19 protein-coding genes are annotated in these 22,175 nt (G+C 71.4%); 7 read left to right on the plus strand and 12 right to left on the minus strand.

What is annotated here, in order from left to right:
- Nucleotides 1–27: 27 nt before the first annotated feature.
- Nucleotides 28–3,039 carry a glycoside hydrolase family 3 N-terminal domain-containing protein gene (locus CRP49_RS04435; protein WP_097252232.1) on the minus strand — a complete coding sequence of 1,004 codons (3,012 nt, stop codon included), beginning with the start codon at nt 3,037–3,039 and terminating at the stop codon, nt 28–30.
- A 115-nt stretch (nt 3,040–3,154) separates the two neighbouring features.
- Between CRP49_RS04435 and CRP49_RS04440 the strand changes: the two genes are divergently transcribed.
- From CRP49_RS04440 to CRP49_RS04450, 4 genes are all read left to right on the plus strand, one after another.
- Nucleotides 3,155–5,020, plus strand: a complete 1,866-nt coding sequence (locus tag CRP49_RS04440) for a ricin-type beta-trefoil lectin domain protein (RefSeq protein WP_097252233.1) — start codon at nt 3,155–3,157, stop codon at nt 5,018–5,020.
- Nucleotides 5,021–5,272: 252 nt separating this feature from the next.
- Nucleotides 5,273–5,419 (plus strand): hypothetical protein, encoded by a 147-nt coding sequence (locus CRP49_RS46720; protein WP_179851493.1) that lies wholly within the window; start codon nt 5,273–5,275, stop codon nt 5,417–5,419.
- A gap of 14 nt (nt 5,420–5,433) precedes the next feature.
- On the plus strand, nt 5,434–5,913 hold the full coding sequence (locus tag CRP49_RS04445; protein ID WP_257033311.1) for a hypothetical protein: 480 nt from the start codon (nt 5,434–5,436) through the stop codon (nt 5,911–5,913).
- Nucleotides 5,914–5,989: 76 nt separating this feature from the next.
- Entirely contained in the window at nt 5,990–6,604 is a 615-nt protein-coding gene (locus CRP49_RS04450) for a GPP34 family phosphoprotein (RefSeq protein WP_097252234.1), read from the plus strand.
- Nucleotides 6,605–6,610: 6 nt separating this feature from the next.
- Here the strand turns inward: CRP49_RS04450 and cimA are convergent, their stop codons facing one another.
- The 5 genes from cimA to ureA all read right to left on the minus strand — a co-directional run bounded on the left by cimA (nt 6,611) and on the right by ureA (nt 12,632).
- A complete protein-coding gene (cimA, locus tag CRP49_RS04455) occupies nt 6,611–8,221 on the minus strand; it encodes a citramalate synthase (protein WP_097252235.1) in 1,611 nt (536 codons plus the stop codon).
- A 300-nt stretch (nt 8,222–8,521) separates the two neighbouring features.
- Nucleotides 8,522–9,133, minus strand: coding sequence for a TetR/AcrR family transcriptional regulator (locus tag CRP49_RS04465; protein WP_097252236.1), 612 nt, complete (start codon nt 9,131–9,133; stop codon nt 8,522–8,524).
- Between the two features lie 18 nt (nt 9,134–9,151).
- Nucleotides 9,152–10,192, minus strand: coding sequence for an agmatine/peptidylarginine deiminase (locus tag CRP49_RS04470; protein WP_097252237.1), 1,041 nt, complete (start codon nt 10,190–10,192; stop codon nt 9,152–9,154).
- An 11-nt stretch (nt 10,193–10,203) separates the two neighbouring features.
- A complete protein-coding gene (locus tag CRP49_RS04475) occupies nt 10,204–11,928 on the minus strand; it encodes an urease subunit alpha (protein WP_097252238.1) in 1,725 nt (574 codons plus the stop codon).
- Nucleotides 11,925–12,632 carry an urease subunit gamma gene (gene ureA, locus CRP49_RS04480; RefSeq protein WP_097252239.1) on the minus strand — a complete coding sequence of 236 codons (708 nt, stop codon included), beginning with the start codon at nt 12,630–12,632 and terminating at the stop codon, nt 11,925–11,927. Before ureA ends, CRP49_RS04475 begins: the two co-directional genes overlap by 4 nt.
- Before the next feature lie 147 nt (nt 12,633–12,779).
- On the opposite strand from ureA, the gene CRP49_RS04485 reads away from it, so the two are divergent.
- On the plus strand, nt 12,780–14,261 hold the full coding sequence (locus CRP49_RS04485) for a cytosine permease (RefSeq protein ID WP_097252240.1): 1,482 nt from the start codon (nt 12,780–12,782) through the stop codon (nt 14,259–14,261).
- Here the strand turns inward: CRP49_RS04485 and CRP49_RS04490 are convergent.
- Nucleotides 14,258–15,346 carry a branched-chain amino acid aminotransferase gene (locus tag CRP49_RS04490; RefSeq protein ID WP_097252241.1) on the minus strand — a complete coding sequence of 363 codons (1,089 nt, stop codon included), beginning with the start codon at nt 15,344–15,346 and terminating at the stop codon, nt 14,258–14,260. The genes CRP49_RS04485 and CRP49_RS04490 overlap by 4 nt on opposite strands.
- A 231-nt stretch (nt 15,347–15,577) precedes the next feature.
- Complete coding sequence (locus tag CRP49_RS04495) at nt 15,578–16,621, minus strand: 3-isopropylmalate dehydrogenase (RefSeq protein ID WP_097252242.1); 1,044 nt, start codon at nt 16,619–16,621, stop codon at nt 15,578–15,580.
- Nucleotides 16,622–16,764: 143 nt separating this feature from the next.
- Here CRP49_RS04495 and CRP49_RS04500 point away from each other — a divergent pair, with 143 nt between their 5' ends.
- Nucleotides 16,765–18,315, plus strand: a complete 1,551-nt coding sequence (locus CRP49_RS04500; RefSeq protein WP_097257186.1) for a metallophosphoesterase family protein — start codon at nt 16,765–16,767, stop codon at nt 18,313–18,315.
- A gap of 82 nt (nt 18,316–18,397) precedes the next feature.
- Here CRP49_RS04500 and CRP49_RS47695 read toward each other — a convergent pair whose 3' ends face one another.
- Entirely contained in the window at nt 18,398–18,529 is a 132-nt protein-coding gene (locus CRP49_RS47695; RefSeq protein ID WP_015493350.1) for a hypothetical protein, read from the minus strand.
- A gap of 220 nt (nt 18,530–18,749) precedes the next feature.
- A complete protein-coding gene (locus tag CRP49_RS04510; RefSeq protein WP_097252243.1) occupies nt 18,750–19,655 on the minus strand; it encodes a LysR family transcriptional regulator in 906 nt (301 codons plus the stop codon).
- Nucleotides 19,656–19,758: 103 nt separating this feature from the next.
- Between CRP49_RS04510 and CRP49_RS04515 the strand changes: the two genes are divergently transcribed.
- Entirely contained in the window at nt 19,759–20,751 is a 993-nt protein-coding gene (locus tag CRP49_RS04515; protein WP_097252244.1) for an NADP-dependent oxidoreductase, read from the plus strand.
- A gap of 25 nt (nt 20,752–20,776) precedes the next feature.
- Here CRP49_RS04515 and CRP49_RS04520 read toward each other — a convergent pair whose 3' ends face one another.
- Nucleotides 20,777–21,316, minus strand: coding sequence for a GNAT family N-acetyltransferase (locus CRP49_RS04520; protein WP_097252245.1), 540 nt, complete (start codon nt 21,314–21,316; stop codon nt 20,777–20,779).
- Nucleotides 21,313–22,167 carry an alpha/beta fold hydrolase gene (locus CRP49_RS04525; RefSeq protein WP_097252246.1) on the minus strand — a complete coding sequence of 285 codons (855 nt, stop codon included), beginning with the start codon at nt 22,165–22,167 and terminating at the stop codon, nt 21,313–21,315. Before CRP49_RS04525 ends, CRP49_RS04520 begins: the two co-directional genes overlap by 4 nt.
- Nucleotides 22,168–22,175 lie beyond the last annotated feature (8 nt).

Below are 22,175 nucleotides of genomic sequence, written 5' to 3' on the forward strand. Positions count from 1 at the left end.
GATGCCGACGGATGACTGACCGATGGCCTACGCGGCCCGGTACGCCTCCGCCAGCTTCTGCACCGCCTTTCCGTACCTGCCGGTCAGCAGCAGATGGTCCGCGTCTGCGAAGGGCTTCGCCACGGCCTCGGTGATCCGCTGCCCCACCTGCTGCTGGACGAGCAGCCGCGCCTTGGCGACCAGCTCGCGTCCGGCCCGGTCGGCGCCCGCCCGCTCGGCCGCCGTCGCCGCCAGGGCGAGCGCGCGCAGGGTCGCGGTGCCGCCCTGCGGGACCCGGGTGAGGGTGGTCAGGCCCCAGCCGTAGGGGAACTGCGGGTCGTAGGACTCGTCGCCGACGTTGATCGGCAGCTGGGACTCGGACCTGGGCCAGGTGACCGGGAGCTGTCCGGTGAAGGGGCGCTTGCCGTAGAGGACGTCGGCGACGCCCTCGCCCTCGGTGCCGGGCAGCCAGGAGGCCACGAGCGCGTCGATCCGGTCGAGCCGGTCACCGATCAGCTGCGGGCGCCCGGAGACGATCAGCACCGCGCACTTCATGGCCGCGCACACCTTGTCCACGGCGGCCCGGTCGGCGGCGGACAGCTGGAGCACGTGGCCGTTGCCGACGTCGCCGACGCCCTCGGCGTACGGGGTCTCGCCGACGACGACCACGCCGACGTCGTAGCCGTCGGTCGGTGCGGAGGCGTCCTTGGAGTAAGTGACGTTCCCGCCGGCCGCGCGCATGCCCTGGAGGATGGTCGTGCCCGGGGTGATGTTCCCGGAGGAGCCCTGCCAGGTGAGGGTCCAGCCGCCGCTCTGGTTGCCGATGTCGTCGGCGTTGGACCCGGCGACGTACACCTTCTCGCTCTTCTTCAGCGGCAGCAGCCCGCCGGTGTTCTTCAGCAGCACCTGGGACTCGGCGGCGGCCTCGCGGGCCACGGCCCGGTGTGCCGGGGAGCCGATCGCGGCGGCGCCGGTCGTGTCGGCGTACGGGTGCTCGAAGAGGCCCAGCTTGAACTTCTGCGTGAGGATGCGGGCGACGGCGTCGTCGATCCGCTGCTCGCTGATCCGGCCGGCCCTCACCTCGTCGACGAGCGTGCCGGTGAAGTCCTTGTAGCCGTACGGCACCATCATCATGTCCAGGCCGGCGTTGACCGAGGTGCGGACGTGGGACGCGTAGTCGCCGGGCAGCTGGTCGATGGCGTTCCAGTCGCTGATGACGAAGCCGTCGAAGCCCATGCGGTCCTTGAGGACGCCGTTGATCATGTCGGCCCGGGCGTGCATCTTCACCGGGCCCTGCCCGTCACCGAGCACGTCCAGGGAGGAGTACGACGGCATGACCGTGCCGATGCCCCGGTCGACGGCGGTCTTGAACGGCGCCAGGTGGACGGCCTCCAACTGCTGCCGGGTGACCTTGGTGACGCCCTGGTCGATCGTGTACGTCCCCGTGGTCGAGGAGCCGTACTCGGTGCCGCCGTCGCCCACGAAGTGCTTGGCGGTGGCGAGGACCTTGTCGTTCCGGCTCAGGTCCCTGCCGTTGGCGCGGCCCTGGAGGCCCTGGATGACCGTCTCCATGGACTGGACGAGGGCCGGGTCCTCGCCGAAGGACTCGTAGGAGCGGCCCCAGCGTTCGTCGCGGCTCACGCACAGGCAGGGTGCGAAGTCCCAGGGGATGCCGGTGGCCCGCACCTCGGCGGCCGTCACCGCGCCCGCCTGCTCGGCGAGTTCGGGGTCGCGGGTGGCGCCCATGCCGATGTTGTGCGGCATGACCGTGGCGCCGGCCAGGTTGTTGTGGCCGTGGACCGCGTCGACGCCGTAGATCAGCGGGATCTGGAAGCGGGTCGCCTGGGCGCGCAGCTGGAAGGCGTCGATCATCCCAGCCCACGCCTCGGGGGTGTTGGGCGTGGGGGTCGAGCCGCCGCCGGAGAGGAGTGACCCGAGGGCGTACGTCGCGATGTCGCCGCCGCCTCCGACGGCCCCGCGCTCGGCCTGGGTCATCTGGCCGGCCTTCTCCGCCAGGGACATGCGGGACAGGAGGTCGGCGACGCGCCGCTTGACCGGCAACTTGGCGTCCAGGTACGGCAGTCCGTGCGCGTCGACGACGATCTGCGGGGTCTCGGCGGGGGCCTTGGCGCCGGTCACCGTGAGCTTGAGCGGGACGGTCTCGGCGGACTCGGCGGCCCTGTCCCTGAGGGTGGGCACCTCGATGGTCCGGGAGGCGCCGGAGGCGGTGCCGGCCGGGAAGGTGAGGGTGCCGGAGACCGGGGTGTAGTCCTTGCCCGGTTCGGCGGTGCCGCCGGTGGTCTCGTAGGTGACGGTCACCGGATCGTCGATCGGCGCGGAGCCGGTGGTGGCGACGGTGACCTTCACGGCCGCGGTACCGCCTTCCCTGACCGGGTACACGGCCGCGTCCGTGGTGACGTTCGCCCGCAGGGACTGGTCGGCCCTGCCGTACAACTCGACGTCGTCCAGGGCGAACCGGCCCTTGGTGCCGGCCGGGAGGGTGACGGCGTAGCCCCACATCGCGGTCAGTCCGAGGACGTGGTCGATGCCGCCGACGGGCTGGTAGTCCGTGCGGTAGACGAAGTCGGTGAAGGGGATCTCGACCTGTTTCCAGCCGGTCCAGTCGTCGGTGAAGGAGGTCGTCCACAGCTCGGAGGCCTCGCCGTTGGCGCCGCCGTCCTTGATCTCGAAGGCGATCTTCCGGCCGTTGTCCTGGCCGTCCCACCAGAAGCGGATGCCCTTGTGGGCGGACCAGTCGTGGGCGGGTTCGGTCGCGGCGAAGTCGTGGGTGAAGCCGCCGTAGCCGCTGATGTCGTAGCTGCCGGTGAGGACCTTGGCGCCCTCTGGGGCGTCGGTGCGGGCGGTCAGTTGCAGGGCCGGCGGGTCGTCGGTGTCGCTGCCCCAGGTGAAGATGCCCTCGGCAGGCTGGGAGGCGAAGGGGACCTCGCCCTCGAAGCGGTCGACGGGGACGGGGGCGGGGTCGTCGGCCGCCTGGGAGGCGGTCGGTGACAGCAGAGCGGTGAGCAAGGCGGCGGAGACGAGCAGGGCGGTTCTTGGCATGGACCATCCTCGGCTCTCGTGGTTCACTCAGGACTTAGATCACGCCGTGAGTTAACTAACGGCCCACAGACCCGTCAAGACGTCACGTCAGACATTTCGGGAAGGGCGACGCCCCATGAGGAGATCCCCCCGCGCGGTCCGGCTGCTGTTGGCCGGACTGCTCTCCACGGCCGGCCTCACCGCGGCCACCACCTCCGCGCACGCGGCCGGTGAGCAGGTCACGGCCTGGCTCACCACCACCGACGACTCGGCCGGACGGCATGTCACCCGCGGCCTCCAGGCGCAGACGCCGTTCGCCTTCCAGTCCGGGACCGGCGGCAGCGGCGAGAACATCACGGTCGACGAGAACACCCGCTACCAGACCTTCACCGGCGGCGGTGCGTCCTTCACGGACACCGCGGCCTGGCTGATGAACAGCAGCGGGGCGCTGTCGCAGAGCACGCGGGACGCGACCATGCGCAAGCTGTTCTCGCCGACGGACGGGATCGGGCTGTCGTTCCTGCGCAATCCGATGGGCGCCTCGGACCTGGCGCGGTACGGGTACACGTACGACGACGTGCCGTCCGGCCAGACCGACCCGAACCTGAACAGCTTCTCCATCGCCCACGACCTCGCGGACGTCGTCCCGCTGACCAAGCAGGCGCTCCAACTCGACCCCTCCCTGACGGTGATGGCCTCGCCGTGGACGGCGCCGGCCTGGATGAAGGACAGCGGCTCGCTCAACGGGGGCTGGCTGAAGTCGGAGGACTACGGGGCCTACGCCTCCTACTTCGTGAAGTATCTCCAGGCGTACAAGGACCAGGGCGTCAACGTCTCGTACGTCACCGCGCAGAACGAGCCGACGTGCTGTTCGAGTTACCCGTCGATGAGCTGGAACGCGAGCGGTCTCGCGTACTTCACCAAGAGCGAGCTGCTGCCGAAGCTGCAGGCGGCGGGCCTGTCGACGAAGGTGCTGGCGCACGACTGGAACTGGGACGTCTACGACTCCTACGCGGCCCAGACGGTGGACGACGCGGCGGTCCGCAACCACCCCAACTTCGGCGGGATCGCCTGGCACGGCTACGGCGGCGACATCGGCAAGCAGACCTCCGTGCACAACCAGTACCCCACGCTGGACGCCTTCGGCACCGAGCACTCCGGTGGCACCTGGATCGCCAACCAGCAGCGCGAGGACATGTCCAACATCATCGACTACACGCGCAACTGGGCGAAGTCGGTGACCAAGTGGTCGCTGGCGGTGGACCAGAACATGGGCCCGCACAACGGGGGTTGCGGCACCTGCACCGGGCTGATCACCGTGCACAACGGGGACGGCGCGAGCGGGACGGTCGACTACACGGTCGAGTACTACACCATGGGCCATCTGACGAAGTTCGTACGGCCGGGAGCCCAGCGCATCGCCTCGACGGCCTCGTCCGCCGTGCCGAACGTGGCGTGGCGGAACCCGGACGGCAGCAAGGCGCTCATCGCGTACAACGATTCCTCCGCCGCCAAGACCGTGACGATCAACTGGGGCTCGCAGCACGCCACTTACTCCCTCCCCGGCAAGACCTCGGCGACCTTCACCTGGTCCGGCACCCAGTCGGGCGGAGGCGGCCAGAGCGGAGCCTTCGTGGGCCTGGCGGGCAAGTGCCTTGACCTGACGGGCGGTTCGAGCGCGAACGGTACGGCCGTCCAGCTCTACGACTGCAACGGCACCAGCGCCCAGCAGTGGACCGTCCAGACCGACGGTTCGATCCGGGCGCTCGGCAAGTGCCTCGACGTGACCTCGGGGTCGACGGCGGACGGGGCCAAGGCGCAGTTGTACGACTGCAACGGAACCGGTGCGCAGCAGTGGTCGTACAACGCGTCCACCGGTGATGTGGTGAACACGGCGGCGAACAAGTGCCTGGACGTGACGGACAACTCGTCGGCGAACGGGGCGAGGGCACAGATCTGGTCGTGCACGGGGGCCGCCAACCAGAAGTGGCACTTGCAGTAGGGCGGGTCGCGTCCCGCCCTCGGAGGGGGGCGGGCGTGAGACGCAGGGGAGCCGGGCTGGGCGCGGCGGCCGGGGGTCTGCACGCTGAGCGGCTCCGGGGACGAGGCGTCGGACGACACCTTCTGGAGAACGGCCGGCGCCGGAACCGGGGCCGTCACCTTCCCGCTCTTCTCGCCGCCCCGCTCCTGGAAGGCGGACCGAGGGGGCCCGCAGCGGCTGCTGACCGGCCGCGACTACTGGTTCTCGGGGACCGTGGGACGGGGCGAGAACGTCGACTACCGCATCGTGGTCACCTTCGCCGCCGACTACCTGACCCGGCTGGAGCCCGGCCAGGTGTGGGCCGACGAGCGGGCCCTGAGCCGGGACGCCTTCGACGAGCTGGTGGACGACGAGTGCTGAGCAGGCGGAGCAGGGTGACGGCCGCCGTGCTCGGCGGCGTGAGCGGGATGCTGCTGCTCAGCGGCTGTACGGCGGTCGATCTGCCGCTCGCCGGTGTGCGGGTCGGGGCGGACGGGGTGCCGTACGCCCTGTTCCGGCCCTGTGGCGGCGACGGCTACCAGGGGCCCTCGCTCGACGGGCGGGCGCGCCACGGTGGTGGCGGGCCCGTCACCACCGGATGGGACGTGCGGAAGGAGGGGCTCCACGGGGATGCCGAGTTCCCGCTGTTCGCCCCTCCCGGGGAGTGGAAGGCCCGGCATCGGGGAGCGCAGCGGCTGCTCCCCGGCCACCGGTACACGCTGGCCTTCGGGCACTACGTGACCGGTGACTCGTACAACGGGACCGTGGAGTTCACCACCGAGCAGATCGGCCGGCTCGGGCCCGGTCAGGTGTGGGCCGACGGCCGGGCGATGCGGCTCGGGGCCTTCGAGAAGCTTGCCGAGGACGCGTGCTGATGGGCGGGCGCTCACCGGCTGGGGGACGATGAAGGGAGCCGGCATCCCGCCGGGCGCCTTCCCGAGGGAGTCCGACATGAGCACAGCGCGGGACCTGTTGATCGTCGCTCTGGACGTCCCGTCCGGTCGGCCCGTCGAGCAGGGGGACCTGTCGCTCGCCCTGGCGGGAGCCGAGCTGGTCGACCTGATGGACGCCGAGGCCGTCAGGCTGGACGACGAGCGCATCGTGCCCGGTCTGCAGCCGGCGACGGGTGACCGGCTGCTGGACGCGGCGGGGGCGGCGCTCGCCCGGCAGGCGCCGTACGAGTCCGTCGAGGACTGGCTGTGGCGCCGCGGGCGCGGTCTGGCCGCCGCCTACGCCGACGATCTGGAGGAGCGCGGGAGGGCGGCCGGCGGAGAACGGCACCACTGGCTGCCCTGGAGGGGCGGGGACGAAGGCGCTCCGGCCGACTCGCCGGAACGCCGGCACGCCACCGACCGCTGGGCCTCCCGCGAACCCGTCCTCGTCGGTCTCGCGGCCGCCCTGGGGATCCCCGAAGGCGCGCCGGAACAGGCCCCGGAGGACCTTCCCGGCGACGCGACGGTGACCGTCCTGGCTGCCGTCAACGGCGCATTGACGGAGCTGGAGGCCGTGCGGCAGCGGCGGCGTATCGAGAAGGACGCCTTCGACAACGTCTGGCGTGCTCCCTGAGGCCGACTACTCGGCCGGCTCGACCCCGGCGCGCAGCAGGCCGTAGGTGTAGGCGTCCTCCAGGGCCTGCCAGGAGGCCGCGATGACGTTGTCCGCCACGCCGACCGTGGACCACTCGCCCGAACCGTCGGAGGTGGAGATCAGGACGCGGGTGGTGGACGACGTGCCGTGCTTGCCCTCGAGGATGCGGACCTTGTAGTCCACCAGGTCGAGCTTGGCGAGCTGCGGGTAGATCTTCTCCAGGGCGACGCGCAGGGACCGGTCCAGGGCGTTGACCGGGCCGTTGCCCTCCGCGGTGGCGACGATCCGCTCGCTCTTGGCCCACAGCTTGACCGTGGCCTCGTTGGCGTGGGTGCCGTCGGGGCGGTCCTCGACGATGGCCCGCCAGGACTCGACGTCGAAGTACTTCAGGGGCCTGCCTTCGACCTCGGCGCGCAGCAGCAGCTCGAAGGAGGCGTCCGCGGCCTCGTACGTGTAGCCCTTCAGCTCACGTTCCTTGACCCGCTCGACCACCCGGCCGACCAGCTCGCGGTCGCCGCCCAGGTCGATGCCGAGTTCCTTGCCCTTCAGCTCGATGGAGGCGCGGCCCGCCATGTCGGAGACCAGCATGCGCATGGTGTTGCCGACCTGCTCGGGGTCGATGTGCTGGTACAGGTCCGGGTCGACCTTGATCGCGGAGGCGTGCAGGCCCGCCTTGTGCGCGAAGGCGGAGACGCCGACGTACGGCTGGTGCGTGGACGGGGTGAGGTTCACGACCTCGGCGATGGCGTGGGAGATGCGGGTCATCTCGCGCAGGTGGCCCTCGGGCAGCACCTTCTTGCCGTACTTCAGCTCCAGGGCCGCGACCACCGGGAAGAGGTTGGCGTTGCCGACGCGCTCGCCGTAGCCGTTCGCCGTGCACTGCACGTGGGTCGCGCCCGCGTCCACGGCGGCCAGGGTGTTGGCGACGGCGCAGCCGGTGTCGTCCTGGGCGTGGATGCCGAGCCGGGCGCCGGTGTCGGCGAGGACCGTGGAGACGACCGCCTGGACCTGGGCGGGGAGCATGCCGCCGTTGGTGTCACAGAGGATGACGACGTCGGCGCCGGCCTCCGAGGCGGTCCGTACGACCGCCTTCGCGTACTCGGGGTTCGCGCGGTAGCCGTCGAAGAAGTGCTCGCAGTCCACGAACACCCGGCGGCCCTGCTCACGCAGGTAGGACACGGTGTCCCGGACCATCTCGAGGTTCTCGTCCAGCGTGGTGCGCAGCGCCAGCTCCACATGCCGGTCGTGCGACTTGGCGACCAGCGTGATCACCGGGGCACCCGAGTCCAGGAGCGCCTTGACCTGCGGGTCGTCGGCGGCCTTGGCGCCGGCGCGGCGGGTGGCGCCGAAGGCGACCAGCTGGGCGTTGCGGAAGTCGATCTCCTGCTGGGCGCGGGCGAAGAACTCGGTGTCCCGCGGGTTCGCGCCGGGCCAGCCGCCCTCGATGAAGCCCACGCCGAAGTCGTCCAGGTGCCGTGCGATGGCGAGCTTGTCCGCGACGGTGAGGTTGATGCCCTCGCGCTGCGCGCCGTCGCGCAGCGTGGTGTCGAAGACGTGGAACGAGTCGTCGAGCTCGCTGGTTGCCGTCTCGGTCATGGTCTCAAGGCTCCTGATTGTGGATCTTCGGTCTTACCGGAATGACCGGCTCCACCGTCCCCCCAATACTCCCTCGCGCTCCGTTCCCGGCTGAAGGTGGGCCGGAAAACGAAAAAACCCCTCGCGGGTGCGAGAGGTCTGCGCGCGGGTCGAGGACGACGGTGGCCACCCGTACCTGGTCGTACGTGGTGGTCACTGCGGACCGGCGCGCCTGCTGCCAATAATCATGGCGAACGAGAGCACGGAGGCAGTCTGGCACAGCCCTGCCCCAGGCTCACCGACTGTCTCAGGATGCGGTCGTCAGGCGTCCGGAGCGAGGAGTGTCTGGGCGAGGAACTCCCGCACATGGGAGATCACTTGCTCCCGGTCCGTGCCGCGCAACCCGATGGCAACGTGGATGGAGAAGCCGTCAAGCAGCGCACGCAACTTCGCCGCGAAGCGGTCGGCGTCGACCGGGCGGAACTCGCCGCGCGAGATGCCCTCGGCGATCAGGGCGACCAGGTCGCGGTGCCAGGCGCCCTCGATGGCGGCCTGCCGCTCGCGGGCGTCGTCGTCGGCGTTCTGCGAGCGGTTCCAGACCTCCAGCCAGAGCGTCCAGTGCGGGTCGCGGTGGCCGTCGGGGACGTACAGGTCGACGTACGCCTCCAGGCGCTTCCGGGCGGACCCGGGGCGGGTGAGCAGGCGGCCGCGCTCGGCGCCCAGCCGGCCCTCGCTCCACTCCAGGGTCTGCAGCAGCAGCTCGTCCTTGGAGCGGAAGTAGTACAGCAGATGGCCGCTGCTCATCCCGACCTCACGGCCGAGCCCCGCCATGGTGAGCTTCTCCAGACCGCGCTCGGCGATCATGTCCATGGCGGCGACGAGGACCTCCTCGCGGGGCGGCGCGTTCTTGCGCGCACGGGCCGCACCGGCCATCTGCTGCTCCTGTGTGTGTCAGACCTTCGGCTGCTGCTGGGTGATGCAGTGGATGCCACCACCACCGGAGAAGATCGTACGGGCGTCCACGAGGGTGACCGTCCGCTCGGGGAAGAGACGGCGGAAGATCCCGGCGGCGATCTCGTCGCGCGGGTCGTCGAAGCCGCACAGGACGACCCCGCCGTTGCAGAGGTAGTGGTTGATGTAGGAGTAGTCGGCCCAGTGGCCGTCGGCCTCCAGGACGGTCGGGGCGGGCACCTCGACCACCTCCAGGCTGCGGCCGCGCGCGTCGGTCGCCGACCTCAGGATGCCGATGACCTCCTTGGTGACCTCGTGATCGGGGTGGGCCGGGTCCGGCTGGTGGTGGGCGACGACCACACCGGGGCGGGCGAAGGCGGCGACGATGTCGACGTGGCCGAGGGTGCCGAAGCCGTGGGGCGGGTAGTCGCCGGTGAGGCCGCGCGGCAGCCAGATCGCCTTGCGGGTGCCGAGGTGGGCGTGGATCTCCGCCTCGACCTCCGCGCGCGACCAGCCCGGGTTGCGCTCGGGGCCCAGCTGGACCGTCTCCGTCAGCAGCACCGTGCCCTCGCCGTCGACGTGGATCGCGCCGCCCTCGTTGACCAGCCTGGAGGCGTACGTCTTCGCACCCGCGAGGTCCGAGACGTACGAGGCGATCTTCGCGTCGTGCTCCCAGCTGGCCCAGTGCTGGGCGCCCCAGCCGTTGAACGTCCAGTCCACGGCGGCCAGTTCGCCCTGGCCGTTGGTGAGGAAGGTGGGGCCGATGTCCCGCATCCAGGCGTCGTCCAGCTCGCGCTCGACGGTGTCGACGCCGGGGCCGAGCAGCACCTGCGCGTCCGCCGACTGGCCGGGGCCGCACACGACCGTCACCGGTTCGAAGCGGAGGACGGCGCGGGCCACCGACGCCCAGGCCATGCGGGACAGGGTGAGGTCGTCCGGGTCCTCGAAGGTGGTGTTGGGTCCCGGCCACGCCATCCAGGTGCGCTCGTGCGGGGTCCACTCGGCGGGCATGCGGAAGCCGTCGGCTGCGGGGGTGGTCATGTCGCGGGTCCTTAGAGGAAGTAGAGGCGGTTGAGGGAGACGGAGTCGGCGGGCTCGGAGCGCAGCGGGTCGCCGTCGAGGGTGACCAGGCCGGTGCGCTGGTCGACGTCGACCGCTCCGATGCGGGCGTTCAGGCGCAGGTCGGCGGGGCCGATGCCCCGGGTGCCACGTACCGCGACCCTGCGGCGCCGGGTGGGCATTTTGTCGTTGCCCTGGTCCACGGCGGCCTGCGCGACGAACGCGACCGAGATGTCCGCGGGTGTGCCGCCGTGCGCGCCGAACTGCGGGCCAAGGACGAGGGGTTCGCAGGTGTCGGTGGCTGCGTTGGGGTCGCCGGTCACGCCGTACGCCGGGAAGCCGGACTTGAGGACGAGCTGCGGCTTGGCGCCGAAGTACTCCGGGCGCCACAGCACGATGTCGGCGAGCTTGCCGACCTCGATCGAGCCGACCTCGTGCGCGAGGCCGTGCGCGAGGGCGGGGTTGATCGTCAGCTTGGCCATGTAGCGCAGGACGCGGGCGTTGTCGTCGGCCTCGCCGTCGCCCTCCATCGGGCCCAGCTCGGCCTTCATCTTGCCGGCCATGGCGAAGGTACGGCGGACCGTCTCGCCCGCGCGGCCCATGCCCTGCGCGTCGGACGAGGTGATGCCGATCGCGCCCAGGTCGTGCAGCACGTCCTCGGCGCCCATGGTGCCCGCCCGGATGCGGTCGCGGGCCATGGCGGCGTCGCCGGGCAGGTCGGTCTTCAGGTCGTGGACGGAGACGATCATGCCGTAGTGCTCGGCGACCGCGTCCCGGCCGAAGGGCAGGGTGGGATTGGTGGAGGAGCCGATGACGTTCGGCACACCGGCCATCTTGAGCACGTTGGGCACGTGCCCGCCGCCGCAGCCCTCGATGTGGAAGGCGTGGATGGTGCGGCCTTCGAGGACGCGCAGGGTGTCCTCGACGGACAGGCACTCGTTCAGGCCGTCGCTGTGCAGGGCGACCTGGACGTCGTGCTCCTCGGCGACCCTGAGGGCCGTGTCGAGCGCGCGGGTGTGGGCGCCCATGTCCTCGTGCACCTTGAAGCCGCTCGCCCCGCCCTCGGCCAGGGCCTCGATGAGCGGCGCTTCGTGCGAGGACGAACCCCGGCCCAGGAAGCCGATGTTGACCGGCCAGGCGTCGAAGGCGCTGAACGCGTGCCGCAGCGCCCAGGGCGAGTTCACGCCGACGCCCCACACCGGGCCGAACTCCTGCCCGATGATCGTGGTCACGCCGGAGGCCAGGGAGGCCTCCATGATGCGCGGCGACAGCAGATGGACGTGGGTGTCGACGGCCCCGGCGGTGGCGATGAGCCCCTCGCCGGACACGATCGACGTACCGGTGCCGACCACGACGTCCACCCCGTCGAGGGTGTCGGGGTTCCCGGCCCGCCCGATCGCGCAGATGCGCCCCTCGCGGATACCGATGGACACCTTGCGGATGCCCTGTGCCGCGTCGATCACGACGACGTTGCTGATCACGACGTCACAGGTCTCGCGGACGGCGGCGGCCTTCAGGTGCAGCCCGTCGCGGGCGGTCTTGCCGAACCCGGCGAGGAACTCGTCGCCGTACTTCTGCGAGTCGGACTCGACGCGGATCGTCAGACCGGAGTCGCCGAGGCGGATGCGGTCCCCGGCGCGAGGTCCGTGAGTGGCCGCGTAGGCATGGGGGTCGATATGGATCGACTCGTCGATCTCGCGTCCCTTCGAGCGGCTCATCGCTCGCCTCCTTCCGGTGTGGCTCCTTGCGTGACTCCGAGATATCCGCAGGCGGCGGCCCTGCGCAGGGCCTCCTCCTTCGCTCCGGGCGCGTCCAGCGGCCCGTCGACCAGACCGGCGAAGCCGATCGCGATCCGCTCGCCGCCGATCGGGACCAGCCCGACCTCGCCGCTCTCCCCCGGCCCGAACCGAACGGAGGACCCGGCGGGTACGGCGAGCCGCATGCCGTAGGCCTTCTCCCGCACGAAGTCCAGCCGCGGGTTGGCCTCGAAGAAGTGGAAGTGGGAGGTGACGGAGACCGGCACGGTCGCGGTGTTGGTGACCGTGAGCCGGAGCGCCGGCTCGGGCTCGGGGTGCTCGGGGCCCGGCAGCAGCGCGCCAGGACCCTCAGCGCCCGAGCCGGCGCCGATCGGGTCGGAGACCACCGCGAGCCGGGAGCCGTCGTCGAAGACGGCCTCGACGTGCACCTCGGTGACGACGTCGGCGACGCCCGGCAGCACGTCCTCGGGACCGAGGGCCGACCGGGCGGCCTCGATGGCCTCCGCGAGCCGCCGGCCGTCCCGCGCGGCCTCGCAGACGGTGTCCGCGATCAGCGCGGTGGCCTCCGGCACGTTGAGCCTGAGACCGCGCGCCCGGCGGGCCCGGGCCAGCTCGGCGGCCCCGAAGAGCAGCAGCCGGTCACGTTCCGTGGGGGTCAGTCTCACGACGCGGCACCTCCTTGCCTTCCACACGTTTGAGCATCACTCTAAACGCACTCTTCATGAAACAGAAGCATTGACCGACGACCACTGTTCACGTCACATTGAACGTCGCTCAAACTCTCAGAGGCGGCCGTCGAAGGAGACTCAGCCATGCCGATCGAACAGCACGGTGTCGACACCATCCCGGACGAGGAACGGACCAGCGGTCCACGGGACCTGGTCTCGATCCTGCTCGGGTCCAACCTCTGCCTCGGGGTGATCATCTTCGGCTGGCTGCCGCCGTCCTTCGGGCTCGGCTGGTGGGCGTCGGTGACCGCGATCGTGGCGGGCACGGTGATCGGCACGCTGTTCACGGCCCCGCTGGCGCTGGTCTCCCTGCGCACCGCGACCAACCTGTCCACGTCCTCCGGCGCCCAGTTCGGCGTGCGGGGCCGGCTGGTCGGCTCGGTCGTCGGCCTGCTGCTGGCCCTCGGCTACACCGCCCTGACCGTATGGATCGGCGGCGACGTGATGCTGAGCGTGCTCGGCCGGCTGTTCGGGCTGCCCGCGGACGGGGTGTCGTACGCCGCCGTCTACGCGCTGCTCGCCGCGGCGACGGTCGCCGGCGCGGTGTACGGCTACCGGGTGCTGCTCGCCATGTCCCGGGTGCTGGCGATCGGCATGACCACCCTGCTGGTCCTCGGGATCTTCGCCTACGCCCCGCACTTCACGACCTCGGCCCTGCCGGGCGCGGGCGGCTATCTGCTGGGCTCCTTCTGGCCGACCTGGTTCCTGGCGGCGGTGGCGGCCGGGCTGTCCGGACCGATCGCCTTCATCACCCTGCTCGGCGACTACACCCGCTACATCTCCCCCGCCCGAAACTCCAGCCGCCGCGTCCTGCACGCCACCTGGCTCGGGCTGATCCTCGGCCTGCTGGTGCCCCAGCTGTTCGGCACCTTCACGGCGTACGCGGCCCGCGCGGCGACCGACTACGCCGGTCCCCTGGTCTCCGCCTCCCCCGCCTGGTACCTGGTCCCGCTGCTGCTGTCCGCCTCCGCGGGCTCGGTCGGCAACGCGGGCCTGATGCTCTACTCCATGGGCCTCGACCTGGACGCGATCCTGCCCCGCGCCTCCCGCGCCCGCGCCACCTACACGGTCGCCATCGTGGCCACGGCCTGCGTCTTCGTCGGCCACTACGCCTGGAACGCCCAGTCCGCGATGACGTCCTTCGTCCTCCTCCTCACCGCCATCGGCACCCCGTGGGCGGTCATCACCCTCATCGGCTTCGCCCGCTGCCGCGGTGTGTACGACGCCGACGCCCTCCAGGTCTTCAACCGCCGCTCACGGGGCGGGATCTACTGGTACCGGGCCGGCTGGAACATCCGGGCCACCGTGTCCTGGGCGGCCGGCGCGGCGGTCGGCCTGCTGGCGGTGTCCCTGCCGTCGTACGAGGGCCCACTGCTGAAGCTGACGGGCGGGGTGGACTGCAGCTTCCTGCTGTCGGGCCTGGTCGGGGGGGTGGTGTATCTGCTGCTGACGCTGTCAGGCGCAGTGGGGCCGCGCCCCGAAGGGGCGCGGGGAACTGCGCGACCAGCCACAACGGACCCGCAGACGCCCGACGCCCCTTCTCGGCACTTCCAGCCGCGCGCTTAACCGATCCGGTACATCCAGCCGTGCTTGTCGTCAGCGGTACCGCGCTGGATGTCGAGCAGAGCCTGGCGCAGGCGCAGGGTCACCTCGCCGGGCTCTCCATCCGACTGCTTCCACTCGGCAGAGGCCCGCTTCACCGTGCCGACCGGAGTGATCACAGCCGCGGTGCCGCAGGCGAAGACCTCGGTGAGGGTGCCGTTCTCGGAGTCGCGCTGCCACTGCTCGACGGAGACGCGGCCCTCCTCGGACTCGTAGCCGAGGTCGCGGGCGACGGCCAGCAGGGAGTCACGGGTGACGCCCTCCAGGATGGAGCCGGTCAGGGTCGGCGTGACGATCTTGTCCCCGTACACGAAGTACAGGTTCATGCCGCCCAGCTCCTCGACCCACTGGTGCTCGACCGCGTCGAGGTAGCAGACCTGGTCGCAGCCCTTGGCGGCGGCCTCGGCCTGGGCGAGCAGGGACGCGGCGTAGTTGCCGCCGGTCTTCGCGTCGCCCATGCCGCCGGGGACGGCCCGGACGCGGTCCTCGGAGACCCAGATCGACACCGGCTTCACGCCGCCCGGGAAGTAGGCGCCGGCCGGGGAGGCGATGACGAGGAACAGGTACTCGTTGGCGGGCTTGACGCCGAGGCCGACCTCGGTGGCGATCATGAACGGGCGCAGGTAGAGGGACTCCTCGCCGCCGTGCGCGGGCACCCAGTCCTTGTCCTGCTGGACCAGGGCGTCGCAGGCCTCGATGAACGTCTCGACCGGCAGCTCGGGCATGGCGAGGCGCTTGGCGGAGCGCTGGAAGCGCTTGGCGTTCTGGTCGGGGCGGAACATGGCGACCGAGCCGTCGGGCTGGCGGTAGGCCTTCAGGCCCTCGAAGATCTCCTGGGCGTAGTGCAGGACGTTGGTGGCCGGGTCGAGGGGGATCGGCGCGTACGGAACGAGCTGGCCGTCGTGCCAGCCGCGGCCCTCGGTCCACTTGATCGTCACCATGTGGTCGGTGAAGTGGCGGCCGAATCCGGGGCTGGCCAGGATCGCCTCGCGCTCCGCGGCGGCGAGCGGAAGGGCGGAGGGCTTGAGCTCGATCGTGGGCGTCGTCATGAGTGGTTGTCCTTCACCGGTTGTGTAGTGACGGGCCGCATCCACGCCCACTGCTAGGACGTCCGAGCTTTCCCTCATACCGCGGCTCCGCGTTCGATTATCGCGCGGGGCTCCGGCCGGAAGGGAATCGGGGTGAAAACGGCCCAGGGTTGATGGTGGCACCCGACGACCGCATAGGAAAAGCCGCCGGGTGCGGATGCGACCCGGCGGCTTGGTGTGTAGCGCGGCGGGTCAGCCGGCTACTCGTACGGCGAGCGCGTCGCCGATCTCGGAGGTGGAGCGGGCCGGCTTGCCGACGCGTTCGGTGAGGTCGGCGGCGACCGCGGTGTCGATGCGGTCGGCTTCGGCGTCGTAGCCGAGGTGGCGCAGCAGCAGGGCGACGGACAGGACCGTGGCGGTGGGGTCGGCCTTGCCCTGGCCGGCGATGTCCGGGGCCGAGCCGTGGACCGGCTCGAACATGGACGGGAACTCGCGGCTGGGGTTGATGTTGCCGGAGGCGGCCACGCCGATGCCGCCGGAGACGGCCGCGGCGAGGTCGGTGATGATGTCGCCGAAGAGGTTGTCGGTGACGATCACGTCGAACCGCTCGGGCTGGGTGACCAGGTAGATGGTCGCCGCGTCGACGTGGATGTAGTCGGTCTCGACCTCGGGGAACTCCGCGGCGACCTTGTTGAAGATGTTCGTCCACAGGTGCCCGGCGAAGGTCAGCACGTTGTTCTTGTGGACCAGCGTGAGCTTCTTGCGCGGGCGGGCCTGGGCGCGGGCGAAGGCGTCGCGGACCACGCGCTCGACACCGAAGGCCGTGTTGACGGAGACCTCGGTGGCGACCTCGTGCTCGGTGCCCTTGCGGATGGTGCCGCCGTTGCCCGTGTAGGGGCCCTCGGTGCCCTCGCGGACGACGACGAAGTCGATCTCGGGCTGGCCGGCCAGCGGGGTCGCGACACCGGGCAGGAGCTTCGACGGACGCAGGTTGACGTGGTGGTCGAAGGCGAAGCGGAGCTTGAGCAGGAAGCCGCGCTCCAGGACGCCGGACGGGACACTCGGGTCACCGATCGCGCCGAGCAGAATGACGTCGTGCTGCTTGAGGGCGGCGAGGTCGGCGTCGGTGAGCGTCTCACCGGTGGCGTGGTAGCGCTTGGCGCCGAAGTCGTACTCCTTGGTCTCCAGCTTCACATCCTGCGGCAGGACGGCGGAGAGGACCTTGAGACCCTCGGCCACGACCTCCTGGCCGATGCCGTCACCGGGGATCACTGCGAGATTGATGCTGCGAGACATGTCGGCACCCTACTCCTCGTCCCAGGTGATGACATGCCCCGTCCGCCATACGGACACCCGTACGGGTTGCGGGTGTCATCCCGTCGGCTGTCGTTCACCCGTATGTGACACGGGCGTTGGACCCCGGTGGCATCTTCCCCGACATGGAGACCCCAGACGTCGGCATCCCGCGACAGCTCGCCGAACGCATGAGCATGGCGGAACAGTACGAGTACCTGCACACCCGGCTGGTCCGCCGCCGCACCCTGGTGACGGCGGGCGCGGTGGCGGGCGGCCTGCTGACCGGCTGTTCCTCCGCCTCCGGTACGGCGCGCCCGGCCCCGGCCGCCTCGAGGGTGTCCGGCTCGGTGGTCCGGCCCTTCGGCCGCCATCTGGCCTTCGGCGCCGACCCGAAGACACAGATGCGGGTCTCCTGGCAGGTGCCGTTCGCGGTGCGGCGGCCGTACGTGCGCGTCGGGCTGCGCCCCGACGACCTCGGCCGCCGGATCCCGGCCGAGGTGCGCAACCTGAACACGCCCGGGGTGCAGGGGGTGCGGCCCGCGGTCGAGCAGTACTACGTGCACGCGGCCCTGGACGGCCTGAGGCCCGGCACGACGTACTACTACGGCGTCGGCCACGACGGCTGGGACCCGGCCGCTCCCGCCCACCGCGCCACCCTCGCCTCCTTCCGCACCGCACCCGCGACCCCGGAGCACTTCGTCTTCACGGCCTTCGGCGACCAGGGCGTGGGGCAGGCCGCGCACGCCAACGACCACCTCGTGAAGCAGCAGGACCCCGCCTTCCATCTGCACGCGGGCGACATCTGCTACGCCGACGTCAACGGCGCCGGACAGACCGAGGACGGCTACGACCCCACGTTCTGGGACCAGTTCCTGAAGCAGAACGACCCGGTCGCCAGGTCGGTGCCGTGGATGGTGACGACCGGCAACCACGACATGGAGGCCTGGTACTCGCCGGACGGCTACGGCGGACAGCTGGCCCGGTTCTCCCTGCCGGACAACGGCTTCGACCCGCACGGGACACCGGGCGCCTACGCGTTCACCTACGGCAACACCGGCTTCGTGGCGCTGGACGCCAACGACGTGTCGTACGAGATCCCGGCCAACTTCGGGAACAGCGGCGGCCGGCAGACCAAGTGGCTGGACGCGAAGCTGGGCGAGCTGCGCGCGACGAAGGGCGTGGACTTCCTGGTCGTCTACTTCCACCACTGCGCGTACTCCACCTCGCAGCACGCCTCGGACGGAGGTGTGCGCAAGGAGTGGCTGCCGCTGTTCGCGAAGCATCAGGTGGACCTGGTGATCAACGGGCACAACCACGTGTACGAGCGGACGGACGCGATCAAGGGCGGTGAGGTCGGCAGGTCCGTCCCGATCGGCGCGTCGACGGATCCGACGCGGGACGGGATCGTGTACGTCACCGCGGGCGGCGGCGGCCGGGACCTGTACTCCTTCCCCTCGGGCGTCAAGGACAGCTACGAGGGTCAGGTCACCCGGCACGAGGACGTGGAGACCTTCCACTGGGCCAAGGGCAAGGAGCGCGCACCGGAGACGGCCTCGTGGTCGCGGGTGCGCTACACCGGCTTCTCGCTGCTGAAGGTGGAGGCGCGTCCGGGTCCGTCACCGCGGCTCACGGTGTCGGCGCTGGCCGAGGACGGACGGCGGATCGACCACTTCGAGGTGCGGCGCGGCGGCTGAGGCCGCGCCGCACCCATGGGGGTCCCCCCGCTCGAGCGAAGCCGAGAGTGGGGGAGGGTGCGGCTCCCGGATCAGTGGCGGCTCAGTGGCCGGTCTCGCCGCCGTTGTCGCGGCGGTCGAGGGCGCGCTGGAGGGCGGCGGCGGCGTTCTTGCGGTCGGACTCGCTCGTGCGGGACACGTGGCGGACTCGGCGGCGGACGGTCGTCTCGGCCATGGAAATCGACTCCTTCGGCAAACCGGAGTGCGGCAAGGGGGGTTACGAGACGCCGGAGGGGCGGGGAGCGGTGCCGCAGGGGTTGCCTGCACGGGGCCCGGCTCACGACCGCCATTCGCTTGATCGAGCGAGACGTTCGGCTCCTACAAAGTTAAGGGAGCGGGCCGCGCCTGTCTCCACAATTACTCGGACTTCCTACTATCTGAGACGGTGGACTGGGTCACACCGCCGTGACCTGCGCTTTCGCCGTACGCGGGTGGAGGGAGCGCAGCTCCCGGACGAGCGCCCGAACGGCGGAGGTCGTGGCCAGTTCCGGGGTGGTGACGTAGCCGACGGAACGGGACGGCCGCTCCGGTCCCAGGTCGGTGACGGCCACGGAGGGCGGGGCCGCACTGAGGGAGAGCGCGGGCATGATCGCCATGCCGAGACCGCTGCCCACCATCGACAGCACCGCCCCGTCGTCCTCGGCGCGGACGGTCGCGGCCGGGATCCAGTCCTGGGCGGCCCACCAGTCGCGGGTGTAGGAGCCGCAGTTCTCCATCCAGTCGACCAGCGGGAGGGTGCGCGGGGCCGGGTGTCCGGCCGGGTGGACCAGGGAGTACGGCTCCTCCAGCAGCACGTCGCCGACCAGCCCGGCGGGCAGCGGCGAGCCGCCGCCGAGGGTGGCGATGCCGAGGTCGGCCCGTCCTTCGGCGACCTCGCCTGCGGTGCCGGGGCCCAGTTCCCGTACGACGGTGACGCTCACCTCGATGCCCGGGTGCCGTAGCGCGAGCCGCTCCAGGACGGGCGGCAGCAGATGCAGGGCCGCGCCGCGGAAGGCGGCGACGCGCAGCGCTCCGGCGGCCTCGCCGGTGCCCGCGCCCCGGGCGTCGGCGGCCAGCGCCTGGAGCATCCGCAGCACGCGCCGCGCATGGGCCGCCGCCCGCTCCCCGGCGGGTGTCGGCCGGGCACCGAACCGGCCGCGCTCGAAGAGGACGACGCCCAGCTTGCGTTCGATGCCGCGCACGGCGTGGGACACGGCGGACTGGGTGGCCCCGAGCCGGGCGGCCGCCGCCGAGAAGCCGCCCTCGTCGGCCACGGCTACCAGGGTCCTCAGCTCCTGCGGGGCAAGGTCAGCTGCTGTCACCGGGGGCTCCCACCTGCGTCTATGAGGGCGGCTCATGGATCGCCGCGTTCCATGAGCGCAACCCCCTGCCCGGCCCCGGCATTCCTTCCTACGGTCCCCTGTCATGACCGAGATCGCGCTCACCGTGCAGCAGACCGCCCGCCCGACCGGCTTCCCGACCGCCGGCCACTTCCGCTTCGCCGAGTCCCCCGTCCCCGAACCGGCCCCGGGTACGGCCCTGCTGGAGAACCTGTACTGGTCCGTGGACCCCTACCACCGCGAAATGATGGACGGCGACTTCGAGTTGAACGCCCCGCTGGAGGGCCGCACCCTGGGCCGGGTCGTCGCCTCCCGCACCCCGGCGCTCCCCGAGGGCGAGATCGTCTTCCACCGGCAGGGCTGGCGCACGCACTCCGTGGTCCGCCCCGAGGAGGTCAGGCGACTCCCCCACCACGCGGGCGTGCCGCTGTCGGCGTATCTCAGCGTGCTGGGCGGCACGGGCCTGACCGCCTACGTCGGCCTCACCCGGATCGCCGGGCTGCGCGAGGGCGACGACGTGTTCGTCTCCGGCGCGGCGGGCGGGGTCGGCACGGCCACCGGCCGCTTCGCCCGGCTGCTGGGCGCGGGCCGGCTGATCGGCAGCGCGGGTTCACCGGAGAAGGTGAAGTACCTGACGGAGCAGGTCGGTTACGACGTGGCCTTCGACTACCACTCCGCCCCGGTCTCCGAACTCCTCACCGCGGCCGCCCCCGACGGCATCGACCTGTTCGTCGACAACATCGGCGGCGACCATCTCGGCGCGGCGATCGGCGCACTGCGGGAGCGGGGCCGGGTGGTGCGGATCGGCACGATCAGCCAGTACAACACCCCGGACGCGCCGCCGGTCGTCTTCAACCACGCGGATGTCGTGGAGAAGAGCCTGCGCATCGAGGGCTTCCTGGTGAGCGGCCACTTGGACGCGCAGGAGGAGCTGTACGACTTCGCCGTACCGCACCTGCGCAGCGGGGCGCTCGCGCTGGACGAGACGGTGGTCGACGGGTTCGAGCTGATCGTGGAGGCGTTCCTGCTCATGCTGCGGGGCGGCAACACGGGGAAGATCCTGATCCGCAAGGCGTGACTGGCCTTACTGGCCTGACATGCCGTCAGGCGACGTCCCCGTCACGCCAGTCGAGGACGAGGGCATGGGCCGGGTCCAGGGGTCCGGCGAGCGCGGGCCTGATGTACACGCCCCCTTCCTCCTCCGGGAGCCGGACGATCCCGTCCGGCGAGAGGGCGCACACCTGCCCGCTCCACTGCTGCCAGCCGCGGGCCGTGTACAGCGGGGCGCCGTCCTCGCTCGCGGAGAGCGCGCCGAGGTCGTAGGCCCGGTCGACGATCCGCTCCAGGGCTCCCATCACCCGCCCGCCGAGCCCGGTCCGGCGCAGATCGGCCCGTACGGCGACGGCCTCCACGTATCCGGTGCGCAGCCAGCGCCCCCGGTGCCGTATCCGCCGCATCACGACCGAGCCGTGCGCGGCGAGCCCGGCATCGTCGTGGACGAGGACGTGCATGCCGCCGAGGCCGTGGTCCCAGTCCTCGTCAGCGAAGCCCCCGTCGAAGGCCTCGTCCAGGAGGGCGCGGGCGGCGCGGAGGTCGGCGGGGTCGAGGTCGGCGGTGTGGGCGGTGCGCAGAGGAAGGGTCACGGACCAAGCATCCCCAGCCTGAGCGCCTCCCGGAAGCCCTTCGGGTCCTCCGCCCACGGCAGGTGCCCGGCGTCCGGGAGGATCACCCGACGGGCGTGGGGCAGGGCCTTGGCGAGGGAGTCGACGGCCGTGCGCGGCCGGATGTCCCGGGCACCGTCGATGATCAGCGCCGGTACGTCGAGCCCCTGGCAGGCGGTGTACAGCTCCGGGGTGCCCCAGACGCGCTTGCGCTCCTCGTTGAGCACCGTGTTGGACTCGGCGTTGATCCCGAACCACGGGTCGGCCATGCGCCCGGCGGGCTCCAGGGCGCCGTCCCGGTCCTCGAACTCCGCGGACCACTGCAGGACCGCCCGCTCCCGCTCCTCGTCCCGCGTGCGCTCCGCGCGTGCGGTCAACTCCTGCCAGCGGGCCAGGCGTTCGGGGTGGTCGGCGAGACGGGTGAGGAAGTTGTGGTGGTAGGCGCCGTACCAGTCGGAGTCCGGGCCGATGCCCGTGCCCGCGACGTACACCAGACAGCTCACCCGGTCCGGGTGCGCCAGGGCGTAGCTCAGCGCCAGCTGCGCACCCCAGGAGTGACCGAGCAGCGCCATCCGCTCCAGCCCGAAGTGTCGTCGTACGGCGTCCAGATCGGCGACGAACCGCTCGCTCGTCCACGGCCCGTCGCAGCGCTCGGAGCGCCCGCAGCCGCGCTGGTCCCAGCGGATCACCGGGGTCACGTCCGCGAGCAGCTCGGCCACGTCATCGAACATGTCCCACAGGCCGGGCCCGCCGTGGGATAGCACCAGCGGGTCGCCCTCGCCGCCCGAGCGCTCCGCCCACAGCCGTACTCCGTCGTCCGTCGTCACCGTCATGGGTCAAG

It is taken from the genome of Streptomyces sp. Ag109_G2-15 (assembly GCF_900215565.1).
Taxonomy (GTDB): Bacteria; Actinomycetota; Actinomycetes; order Streptomycetales; family Streptomycetaceae; genus Streptomyces; species Streptomyces diastatochromogenes.